The 11,809-nt window shown below is 44.5% G+C and carries 7 protein-coding genes; 5 read left to right on the plus strand and 2 right to left on the minus strand.

Going from position 1 to position 11,809, the window contains the following annotated elements:
- Positions 1–98: 98 nt before the first annotated feature.
- Positions 99–1,853, plus strand: coding sequence for a response regulator (locus tag JV36_RS0118245; RefSeq protein WP_081926711.1), 1,755 nt, complete (start codon positions 99–101; stop codon positions 1,851–1,853).
- 95 nt (positions 1,854–1,948) lie between these two features.
- Here the strand turns inward: JV36_RS0118245 and JV36_RS0118250 are convergent, their stop codons facing one another.
- Together JV36_RS0118250 and JV36_RS0118255 are read right to left on the minus strand one after the other, a co-directional pair.
- Positions 1,949–4,573, minus strand: a complete 2,625-nt coding sequence (locus tag JV36_RS0118250; RefSeq protein ID WP_032096562.1) for an ExeM/NucH family extracellular endonuclease — start codon at positions 4,571–4,573, stop codon at positions 1,949–1,951.
- Positions 4,574–4,962: 389 nt separating this feature from the next.
- Positions 4,963–6,282, minus strand: a complete 1,320-nt coding sequence (locus tag JV36_RS0118255) for a DUF2252 family protein (RefSeq protein WP_032096561.1) — start codon at positions 6,280–6,282, stop codon at positions 4,963–4,965.
- Positions 6,283–6,567: 285 nt separating this feature from the next.
- Here JV36_RS0118255 and ahpC point away from each other — a divergent pair, with 285 nt between their 5' ends.
- From ahpC to JV36_RS0118275, 4 genes are all read left to right on the plus strand, one after another.
- Positions 6,568–7,125, plus strand: coding sequence for an alkyl hydroperoxide reductase subunit C (gene ahpC, locus JV36_RS0118260; protein ID WP_442853199.1), 558 nt, complete (start codon positions 6,568–6,570; stop codon positions 7,123–7,125).
- 140 nt (positions 7,126–7,265) lie between these two features.
- Positions 7,266–8,879 (plus strand): alkyl hydroperoxide reductase subunit F, encoded by a 1,614-nt coding sequence (gene ahpF, locus JV36_RS0118265; RefSeq protein WP_032096559.1) that lies wholly within the window; start codon positions 7,266–7,268, stop codon positions 8,877–8,879.
- A 201-nt stretch (positions 8,880–9,080) separates the two neighbouring features.
- Positions 9,081–11,264, plus strand: coding sequence for a TonB-dependent siderophore receptor (locus JV36_RS0118270; protein WP_032096558.1), 2,184 nt, complete (start codon positions 9,081–9,083; stop codon positions 11,262–11,264).
- 8 nt (positions 11,265–11,272) lie between these two features.
- On the plus strand, positions 11,273–11,809 hold the full coding sequence (locus JV36_RS0118275; RefSeq protein WP_032096557.1) for a hypothetical protein: 537 nt from the start codon (positions 11,273–11,275) through the stop codon (positions 11,807–11,809).

Below are 11,809 nucleotides of genomic sequence, written 5' to 3' on the forward strand. Positions count from 1 at the left end.
AGCGTTGTTTTTCATTACTGTAAGTCTTTTACACAAGTAGATGCGCTTACAATCAACGTTGTGTTACTTAAGGAAAAGACGTAAGAAGTGGTTGTTAAATGTTGGAAAAAATCCCTGATCCCGTACCAAGAGAAGACCTTCATGTATTGGTTATTGATAATCAAGGATTAGTGCACGATGTAGTGGCCTCAGCACTGCACGAAGTTGGGATAAAGCATGTAAGTAGCGCATTTAATGCCTTTCATGCGAAGCGCTTATGCGAAACCAGACAGTTTGATTTTGTTTTACTTGCCTTTAATGTCAGTCACGATAAGGATGGCTTTCACTTATTTGAAGAGTTGAAACATCTTAATTATATCAACGATACCACCACGGTTATTTTCTTAAGCGCTGAAACGTCCACAGAGCTGGTAAACTGCATTGTTGAATTGCAGCCCCATGATTTTTGGGTAAAGCCATTACAGCGGACGAAAATAGTTTCTCGTCTTCAGTATCTTCTTCATATTCGATACAAACTTCATAAAATGCTGCACTGCATGCAAAATGGCGATTATTCCACGGCCATGTATTACGCAGAGCGACAATTAAAAGACAGTTCGTTAATAGAATATCACCCGAGAATAAAGCGCTTAATTGGCGATTGTCTGCTTCAATTGCGAGACTTTGAAACCGCTGAGAATTATTTTCGAGAGCTGCTGCAAAGTATGGATCACGCCTGGGTACACATTGGGCTCACCCGCTCTCTGCTTCGCCAAGACGAGCTGGAAGAGGCTCAGTTAATTGTAGATGATTTGCTTCAGCGGCCTGACACCCGCTTTCTTACGTTCGATTTATTGGCCCAGTATTTTATTGAAAAAGAGCAGTTTGATATTGCCTACGAACAAATGAAAGAGGCGAGTCGGCTTGCACCGAGAAACATCGAACGAAATAAACGCTTATGGGATTTAGCACGGTTAAATCACGACAAGATTGGCCAGCTATCTGCTGTACAAAATATGGCGAAATTTGCTAAAAACTCTATTCATGACTCACCTCAGCTTTCTTTGAATGTAATACGCTCTACCATCGATTTAGCCACTAGCCTAGGCGGCACTGATGCTGAAAAGTATATTCAACGTGCGCAACACGACCTTGATAATGTCGCGCAGCAAAAAGGGGTACGCACTGATCTGGGCGAGCAAGTGAACGTTATTAAAGCCAGAGTGCTGTGTTTAAAAGATGACAAGAAAGGCGCTGAGCAAGTGATGAAGCAAAGTTCAGCGAATACGGATGGTCTGTCTATGGAAGACAGTCTAGATAAGATGAAAGCCTTTCACGAGCTGGGTATGCGCGAGCACTGCATTAGTATTTTGGAAAAACTTCGAAAGCAAATTGAGGGCGATACGTTTTCGTCGCAAGTGGTAGATGAATATCTCAAGCAAGAGTCTATAGAACGAAACGAAATTCAATTTACGCCTAAAGAGCTCAAGCACATGGCGACGGTGAACTACAAAGAAAATCGCCTTGGTCCTGCTTACAACAACCTTCGACAGGCGCTAACAATTTCTCCTACCGACAAGCAAGTGGCCTTAAGCTTACTTAAGATTATTACTAATATCCACGTGGGCGAAGACTTAACTGAAGATCAAATTGCGTCAGCTAAGGCGGCTGCAAAAGTATTGGTAGAGGGCAAGCTGTCTCCTACTCAAGCTGAAAAGCGAGATATGTACATTCAGCGCTTGGGACTTGAAATTGATGATGTGCACGCGTCAGACTTTATTGGCGTTCTGTCACAAGAAGTCAGTGCATTAGACTCCAGCTCTTTACAAAGTAGAGATAAGGACGGCGCTCAGGAACGTGAAGCATCTCAATAGAAAATTACCGTACGAATAAACATTATGTTTTTATAGCTAAATAAAAAGAGGCAGCTAAACGCTGCCTCTTTTTGCTGTCGTGTTATTTTCGACGTTTAGCTAGCGCGTTTTTTTGCCGCGCTGTTTTTAGAAACAGCAGACCAACGGCGAAAGCCAACCATTGCAGCAAGCAATGTCAGAATTCCTCCCATTGAGCCACCAGAACTATCTTCGTCCTCATTAGGTATCGGAAGCGCAGCTGGCTCGTCAGCGACTAAATTGAAGGTAGCAATAAACGGGTCGTGGTCAGAGCTTCTAAACGGACCAATATCAGTAAACGCATAGCCTTCTTCATCTGGGTAGAATCGAAGTGCCTGGTTATATTGAAGTTGATACGCTTCAACAGAGTTGATGTTCCAATGTGTGCCATCAACGGCGTCTGCTAGCATGGCATCGCTTGCTAATACGTGGTCTAGGCTACCCACTTGCTCGGTACCAAAGAACCAGTAAGAAAAACCATCTTCATCAAAGGTTTCTGCAAGATTATGGTAACCATAGCTTGCGTCAACCTCGACAGCTTCACCCTCATCCATTCCAGTGTTTATCGCAGTTTTAATCGTGTATCCGCGGTCTTCTGGCGTGTAGTCGGTAAGCACTGCAACAGGGTCTTCTGCGCTGTAGGCATTTAAATCGCCCAGTATTATTTTGCGCTCAGGCAGTGTTTCATCATTTAGCGCATTACCTAGCGTAATAGCAGCAGATACACGAAGCGCGTTACAGCTGCCCTGAATGGTATCAATATCAGATGGCGCTTCTGCAACATCTTCTGCACACTGAGAGCCCTTTGACTTAAAGTGATTGACTGCAACGGCAAAGGTTTCGCCGCTTTCAGTGTGCTCGAAGGTTTGCACCAGCGACGGACGCATTCTTGCTAGTCTATCTTCCGATACTTGTTGTTCAGGCATCGCCACTATTACCGCATCGCCTTGTGGCGTTACCACTGTGCCGCGATACAAAAGCCCAACGGTAATTGCGTCAGTGCCAATTTGCGAGTTATCAGCAGTACTGATAAACGCGTATTGCTCTGCTTCGCCAAGCTGAGCATTAATAGCATTAAGTAAAGATTGAATGGCACTATCATCGCCAAAACCGTCATTCTCGATTTCCATTAGGCCGACCACATCAGCATTTAAATCAACAATGGCTTCTACTATACGACCTTCTTGAAGTGCAAAAGCTGCTTCGCTTTCAGCGCCGCGATTATCGTCGTAGTCGAAGGTCAGTTCACCGTTTTCATCTTCATCACCATTGAAATAGTTCAGGACGTTAAAGGTAGCCACTGACAGATTGCCTTCGCTAACCACTGGGGTATCTTCACGGGTAGAGGTAACCGCGATGACTTCGGTAGGGTTGATACGGTAAGTTCCAAAACTGAAATTCAGCGGGCCCGATGCAGACACAGTGTCGCCAATACGAATGGTATTTGCGTAGCTAAAGTTGGGGAAGAAGCTGATAGCATCTGGGAATTGTGAACCGCTGTTATCTTCAATAGTTAATAGGCTAGCCTCGCTCTCTGTCTGTGCAGCAGCAAAGGCATCAGAAAGGGGAGGGGCAATATCGCTTGGCTGACGTTTAACACCATCACTCACCACAATTTCACCGAAACGCCAAAGCGAGTTGGTGCTGGTTACCGTGGCATCGGTGACGCTAACTAACATACCTTCAAAAGCTTCTAAATCTTCCTCGTAAGGCATTGAAATGCTTGTTGTAACCACATCATCGCTCGCACCGCAATCTGCGGCTACAACGTCGCTATCCATCTCTATGGTTGTCATGCCGAAGTTTTCAGTCACGCTTCCGTATAAACGAATAACATTGCCAACTGTGATGTCCGTCTCGCCTTCGACAATAATCGCCTCAGATGTCGTTGCATCGCCATCACTATCAGCGTTTTCTTCTTGGATAAAGAAGCCGCCTTGTCGTGTGCCGGTAATAATGGCTTCAACAATATGACTATTTCCTGCCTCTTCAGAAGCAGCGTCAGAGCCTTGTATTGCGCTAATGAGTGTTGCGTCGTCGCCACAAACGCCTAGTGCAACTGGTGGCTCAACAGGTGGAGCTTCTACATCACCGCCGCCTTCTGTGGTAAAGGTACCTAAAGGAAATGGCGTAGATGCTTCTGCGTTAGTGTTGGCGCCGTCAAGGGCATCAACACCACTATATGCCCAATTTTCATCATTAAAAGTCCCAGCGTTTGCGGTTTGTCCATTGCTACGGTAGGCCCATCCATCTAGGTATTCCCAAGCAGTGCCGTTTCCATCAACGTTTATGTCGCCAAAGGTATCAATAACGTTGCCGTCTTTAAAAAGCTCGACTGCGTCATCACCGTTAATCCCCATTGCTGAACTATCAAAGTCTGGGGCCATGCCGAAAAAGCTAGTAAAACCGTCTATTTCTGACGCGATATACAGGTATGTTCCTGCTGAAGCGCTTTGAACTGGAAACGTAAATTCTTCACCATCGCTACCACCACCATTATTGGCACTTCCAATGCCATACTCGGATAGGTCAGCAACGTCATTTATCACATAAAGCTCAACGGCTTTTGGTACACCGCCCGATAAAGGGCCGTCAATCACACCGCTGATGACAATGTCGTTTGCCAATGCGACGTTAGTTGCTGCAGAAAGTGAGAGCGCAGATAGAATGCCTGCGCTAAGCAAAGATAGTGATGTTCTCACGTCATTTTCCCTTTTGTAGTAGTGTTTTTTTATTTTTTTATGCCCGTGGGGGCAAGCAACATTATTGTTGCTTACACTACCGTATAGGGATTTTTTAAGCGTAACTATGACTTAAGCTTATTCAAGCTGTTTTTTAAAATTCCAATTACAAACAGTGGCTTAGGTTGTATAGGTAAGTTTATTTATCACGTTGGCTACTGTTAAGGAACTCGGCGTTTGCGTTAAGTAACAGTACTGCGTTGTATTTAATAGCTAGAAACGTTGTGAAGCAATGCACTAGCGTAAGATACTCTCCTATCTATAAAACCCCACATCTTAAAAGCTCATACCCCAGAAGCTCATACCTTCACAAAAAGTGCATATCGAAGCGCACCCCTTACAAAAGCAAATCATGACAAAGCCAGCTCCCCGCAAAAGTAAGCATAATCGTCGAGCACTTTATTTGCATATTCGTTCGAGGCGGTAACCATTTGTTCACGTGCGTCTGGCAATAAATTACAAGCAGCGGTGGCAAATCGTGTACTGCGACGGTCTCCACGGCAGTGAGCGAGTGCTAATGTATAGCCACAAAGCTCTGCAAAATAGTCAAAGCCACCTTGGGTCGCTTTTTTGCCCATGACAACATCTTCAGGTGAAATGCCAACTTTAGCGTGATGGCGCGAACGGATGAGATAGTGCTTATTCTCGAAAATTGCCTCATCTAAGATCAGGTCTGGATTGCGCTGCATTCGTCGCTGGCTTCGCGCGGTTAAATGAGCAGGGTTCAACTGATTGACGGGGCAAAGGGATGCGAAGTGATGAAGAGGCGCGGCTTCACGCTGTTGCTTTACTTCTACAATATGACAATGGGAAAAACTCACTGAGGTATGGGGTTTTTGGGGGCCGACTAAAAAATAGAAGCGGTCGAGGTTTACCGAGCCGGTTCCGGCATCCTCGCGGCGCACGATATCAACCACCGAGTCATCCATAAAAGGCGCAAAGGCGTTGTAGAGTTCAGAATATTGTTTGTCGGTTAGTGGAGTGAATTTTGGGCTATTCGCGTTAAATGATAAAATATCATTGTTAAAAACTACCGCCCGAGCAAGGGCACTTTTTGTTGTAAAAGCGCTGCCGTTAGCACTTCTCAATACTGCTTTATCGTAAAGCTTGGCCAATTTTGTGGCTACTTTTTCAGGTCGCCAGTTAACCGCTTCGTTAATCACGCTTTCATCTTCGGTCACTCTGCGGCAGGTTTCGATGTAAGCGCTTAAAAAAGTATGTTGTGCATTAATCACGTCGTTTTTGCTAATGACGGGTTTCGTTGCGTCAACGTCGTTATCCACATAGACCCCACTTACAATACCTTCACAGTGTATTTGAGATAGAGCAAATGACGTGAGCAACCGGATTATGTCCCAGTGCGCTCTGCCAACGCAGGCATCGTCAAAATCATTGGGTGAAAAAATAACGGTATCACCGTGGGAGCCCTCTTCGGTAAGAAACCCAAAATTAGACAAGTGGCAATCGCCCACAATACTCGTTAGCGGTATGGCATTGAGGTTGTCTGGCAGGGATATGACCCCATTATACACGTCGGAGTAAAATAGCTGTGCAGTACCGCGGAAGAAAACAAAAGGGCTTGAAGCCATTTTTAGATGTTTTCCGATAGTCCTTGACGGTGTCGAACCATCAATTCTGGCAATGTTTTGGGCAAGTCGCGAGTTTCGCATTAGACTACTCCGGTGTTATATCGCGTTGTTTTTAATCATATTTGATAAGTTTTAATCGTTCGATTCAATAACTTGATTAGACGATTCACATTTACCAATTAGTGTTTTATAAATTAGCGCGCTATTCTTTGCATCAAGTTGAAGGGCACTTGAAGTTAGCGAAACAAAAATTGCAAAACCAAGTGGTCATAAAAAACGTAAAGATTACTCTCGTATGCTACTGGCTTACGAATCTAATTTTAAAACATTCTTTCTTAAACCATAACGGAGAATTTAAACATGGCAATGATCAATACTGCTATTAAGCCTTTTAAAGCAACAGCATTTAAAGATGGCGAATTTATTGACGTAAGTAATGAAGATATCAAAGGCAAATGGTCAGTATTCGTATTTTACCCAGCTGACTTTACATTTGTATGCCCAACTGAGCTTGGTGACATCGCTGATAAGTACGAAGAGCTACAGTCTCGTGGCGTAGAAGTATTCTCAGTATCTACTGACACTCACTTCACTCACAAAGCATGGCACGATTCTTCAGACACAATCAACAAGATCAAATTTGCAATGATTGGCGACCCAACGGGCGAAATCACACGCAACTTCGATTGCATGCGTGAAACAATGGGCCTAGCTGACCGTGCAACGTTTGTAGTAGACCCAGAAGGTATTGTACAAGCAATGGAAATCACGTCTGAAGGCATCGGCCGTGACGCAGACGACCTAGTACGTAAAATCAAAGCGGCTCAGTACGTAGCGAACAACCCAGGCGAAGTATGTCCAGCTAAATGGAAAGAAGGCGAAGCAACACTAGCACCTTCACTAGACCTAGTTGGTAAAATCTAAGCACTGACGCAACTAGTCGATAGGGAGTGAATTCTCGCTCCCTCTATTCAATTTTTTTTAACTTTCCAGTTTCCGCTTATAAGTTGACCATCAAAAATGGTTGGCGGGGATCGGCATGTCGAAAATAAGGCAGGACAACCGTGTTAACTAAAGAAATTTTACAAGCATTGAAGGGTTATACCGAGACAATGCAAAAAGACGTAACCTTTGTCGTACAGACCGGTGAACACAGCAAGCGTGAAGAGCTTGTTGGCTTTCTGTCCGACATTGCAGGTATAAGCGATAAACTTAGCGTTGAAGAACGCGACACAAACGGTGTACTTCGCAGCTCTGTAAGCTTTTTATTAGAAGCTGATGGCGAAGACACGGGGATCAGATTTTCAGGGATTCCGGGCGGTCATGAGTTTAACTCACTGATTCTAGCCATGCTGCATGCTTCAGGAACCGAATTAAAACTAGATGACAGCGTAGCGTCTATAGTAAAAGCAGTGAGCGAACCACTTAATTTCGAAGTGTTTATCAGCCTAAGCTGCCACAACTGCCCAGAAGTCGTTCAAGCGCTTAATCAGTTTGCGCTAATCAATCCGAACATTACGTCTGAGATGATAGACGGCGGTTTGTATCAGAACGTTATTGAAGAACGTGACATTCAGGGTGTACCAAGTGTTTACCTAAACGGCGAATTGTTTGCTAACGGTAAAGTAGATGCTGCTGTGCTTATTAATAAGCTGATTGAGCAGGATCCAAGTTTAAAAGACGCCAACAAAGGCGAGTCAATGCCGTTACAAGACGTAACTGTTATTGGCGGTGGTCCAGCTGGTGTGGCATCTGCTATCTACAGCGCTCGTAAAGGCTTAAAGGTATCGGTTATCGCAGAAACATTTGGCGGCCAAGTTAAAGATACTATGGGCATTGAGAATTTAATTTCGGTGTCGAAAACCACAGGCCCAGAGCTTGTAGGCAACTTGATGGAACACGTGCGCGACTATGACATTACTCTTAAAGAGCATGTGCGTGTTGATAACATCGAAAAAGGCAATATCAAAACGATTACGCTTTCTTCTGGCGAGCAAATTCGTACTCGTAGCCTTATTGTTGCTACCGGCGCTCGTTGGAGAGAACTAGGTGTGCCTGGTGAGAGAGAAAACGTAGGTAACGGCGTGGCATATTGCCCACACTGTGACGGTCCATTCTTTAAAGGTAAAGATGTTGCAGTCATTGGTGGCGGTAACTCAGGTATTGAGGCGGCCCTTGATTTAGCCGGTATTGTGAAATCGGTGACTGTTTTTGAATTCATGCCTGAATTAAAAGCAGACCAAGTACTGATTGATCAAGCAAACAAGCGTGACAACATTACCATTATCAAAAATGCGGCAACGCGTCAGATTTTAGCTGAAAATGGCAAAGTAAATGCTATCGAGTACCAAGATCGCAGTACCAACGAAGTACACACGAAAGAATTAGTCGGTGTGTTTGTTCAAATTGGATTGGTACCGAATAGCCAATTTATGAAGGATACTGTTGAGCTTACTCAATATGGCGAAGTTGTTATTGACGGTAAATGTCATACTTCTGAGCCTGGCATATTCGCTGCCGGTGACGTGACAACAGTGCCTTATAAGCAAATCGTAATATCGATGGGCGAGGGTGCTAAAGCGTCGCTAGCTGCTTTTGAATACTTGCTAAGTCATGAAGTAGCTGACACTGAAGAAACTAGTGAAAAAAATAGCGAAAAAGAAACAGAAGCTGCCTAATTAAACAGCGTCAGCAGATACCAAAAACCGGATAAGTTTACTTATCCGGTTTTTTTATGGGCGCAGATTTTTATGGTGAGGTCACAATATATAACTAAAAGGAAGATAACCGTGTAATGCTATTGCAAATGAGAGTGATTATTAATAACATCAAAGCGAATAGACTTTAGTATAAAAATAATCACCAGAGACGCACACATTATGAATAAACACATTATCGCTGTGGCAGTTTTATCCGCAGTGTCACACCTCTCTTTAGCCCATGCATCAGAAGCCCAAACAGAAGGGGAGCAAGCAGAGCGTTCAAAAGCGGGGCTTGCGCAATCAGAAGACTCTGTTACCGAGCCTTCTTCTTTTGTTGAAAAAGTAGAGGTTGTGGGAAAACGAAGCCCCTTTGGCGCTACAAAAACACAGACCCCTATTGTTGAACTTGCTCGCACTATCTCCATAGAAACAGCCCTGGATCTTAAGCAAAAGGGCGTGCTCAATTTGGCACAAAGTGCCACCTATATGGCAGGTGTTACTGGTGAATCTTATGGCTTTGCTACCCGCGTAGATTCAGTTTCTTCTCGTGGTTTGTCTATTCCTCGCTATCGCGACTCTATTCAAGAGCTCTTTGGCAATTACAATTCTACTCGCGCAGAAATTTATACAATGGAGCAGGTGGAATTGCTAAAAGGGCCTGCGTCAGTGCTATACGGACAAGGTTCGCCAGGAGGAATAATCAATTATGTATCTAAAACACCTCAGGCAGGCAAAGACAGCGAAGTGGTGCTTAGCTATGGCTCATTTAATCGCGCTCAAGTTTCTGCAGATATAAACGGTGCACTGTCTGAAGACGGTAAGTGGCTAGGTCGTGTCGTGGGTATATACCGAAATTCTGACTCCCAGGTAGATTATGTTACCGACGACACTCAAGTGCTTATGCCTTCTATTTCATATTTACCCAATGAAGACACAACGCTAACGTTAATGGGTCTTTTTCAAGACACCGACAGTGATACAGGTGCCCAATTCATTCCTGTTGAAGGTACCTTGTTGCTTCTAGCCGATGGAAGCTATTTGCCAGACCAAGATGTGTATGCAGGTGAGCCCGGCTTCAATAAATTTGATACTACTTCAAATCAGGTCACTTTGTTGGGCGAGCATATAATCGATGACAGTACGTCGGTATCGTTTACGGCATTGTGGCGTGAGGGGACTGCTGATTACCATCAAGCTTGGCCAACCTTTACTGGTACAAGCCGTTACGTAAATCAATTTGCCAATGCGGATATTGCGCCTACAGAGACCTTTGTACCACGGACATTTTATCAAGCTGACAATACCTTCGACCAACATGCCGTGGATGTCAGAGTCAGCAAATGGTTCACAACGGGAAGCGTTGAACATGAACTACTTATTGGCGGGCAATATCAACATGTAGACACCGATGCCAACAGTGCTTATTTTTTCGGGGGCGGTGCATTGCAAGGCGACTTTACTTATATGCTCGACCTCGCAAACCCGGTTTATACAGGGGCGCCAGAACAGTCAGTATTTGACGCAATCTACAACGATGCGCCATCTCAAGAGGTGGGCGATATTGGTGTGTATCTATCAGATCACATCTCTTATGATAATTGGCGTTTTACCTTAGGTTTACGCCACGATCGCGTAAACAACGACAACGGGACAACCGAGCAAGATGATTCAAAAACCTCATTTGCTGCCGGTGCGTTATATCGCTTCGAAAATGGTTTTTCACCTTATGTAAGCTTTGCTGAATCGTTTGAAACTGCAGTGGGCCTTGATGTAAACAATAATCAACTTGAGCCAGAGGAAGGGCGTCAGTATGAAGCGGGTATTAAGTATGAGTTATCGTCTATTCCCGGTTATGTGACGCTAGCTTATTACGATATTGAAGTATCAAACTTACCCAACCCCAACAACTTACCGGCTGAGTTTGGTCAGCAGCAAGGCGTGGCGGAGATAAGCGGTGTGGAAGTTGAGGGTGAACTCACCTTTGACAATATTAGCGTTCAATTTGCTGCCTCTTCAATGGATACAGAAGACCCCAATGGCTATGCATTTGCAGCACAGCCAGATAAGAATGGCTCTTTGTGGATTAACTATGCACCAGAATTTACAGCGGGATTGCGCATGGGCGCTGGGGTTAGGTATGTAGGCGAAACCGTGTCAGAAAACGCAAGTTTACGCTACGAAACGCCTAGCTATACGCTAGTTGATGCCATGCTAGCTTATCAGCTTAATAGAGACCTAGATTTACAGCTTAATATCAGAAATTTAGCTGATAAAGAATACCTAACGTCATGTCTCACCCGGGGCGATTGTTTTCCTGGCGTCAGACGCACCATTAATGCCTCTATTACCTATTCGTTTTAGGAGCTAGCATGTTGACGTTTGTAGCTGGAACGCTTTCCATTGCAACTGTAGCAACCTTATTTAAAAGCTGGCGCTCTCAAGCGTCAGCTTTTCTTATCATTGGGCTGTTACTGTTGGTACTTTCTTGTGTCTGCTGGTCGTATGCACAGGGCTGGGAGTTCGGTGTGCTTTACGCTTTATTAGCGCCCGGGCTGTTGGCTTGGTTATTTATTATGGCTAGTCAACGAATACTACCCGCACCTAAAAATACGCCATCACCAAAATCTCTCGACCTATCGCGTAGTACGTTGCTAATTAATGGCGCACACTTTATCAGCGTATTGTTCGTGCTGCTTGTCACCAGCGTGCTTATAAGTCTCGGTTTTTCTGCCTCAATGCCTTTTTCTACGGCGGGGCAGTTAGCCTTATCAGTCATTCTTCTTCCGCTGGTATGGGGGCTTTGTGCTTACCATTACCTAGCGTCGTCAAAGAAAAGACAGCCACTTATTACCTATGTAGTACTTGCGCTACTTGGTTTACTGGTTGTGCGCATAGCGCCTATTTGA

The organism is Alteromonas sp. LOR (assembly GCF_000753865.1).
In the GTDB taxonomy this organism is placed as follows: Bacteria; Pseudomonadota; Gammaproteobacteria; order Enterobacterales; family Alteromonadaceae; genus Alteromonas.

Excerpts from the sequence above, each read along its gene's own strand:
- JV36_RS0118270 (WP_032096558.1), top strand. The coding sequence starts at position 9,081 with ATGAATAAACACATTATCGCTGTGGCAGTTTTATCCGCAGTGTCACAC.
- JV36_RS0118245 (WP_081926711.1), top strand. The coding sequence starts at position 99 with ATGTTGGAAAAAATCCCTGATCCCGTACCAAGAGAAGACCTTCATGTA.
- JV36_RS0118275 (WP_032096557.1), top strand. The coding sequence starts at position 11,273 with ATGTTGACGTTTGTAGCTGGAACGCTTTCCATTGCAACTGTAGCAACC.
- JV36_RS0118255 (WP_032096561.1), bottom strand. The coding sequence starts at position 6,282 with ATGCGAAACTCGCGACTTGCCCAAAACATTGCCAGAATTGATGGTTCG.
- ahpC (WP_442853199.1), top strand. The coding sequence starts at position 6,568 with ATGATCAATACTGCTATTAAGCCTTTTAAAGCAACAGCATTTAAAGAT.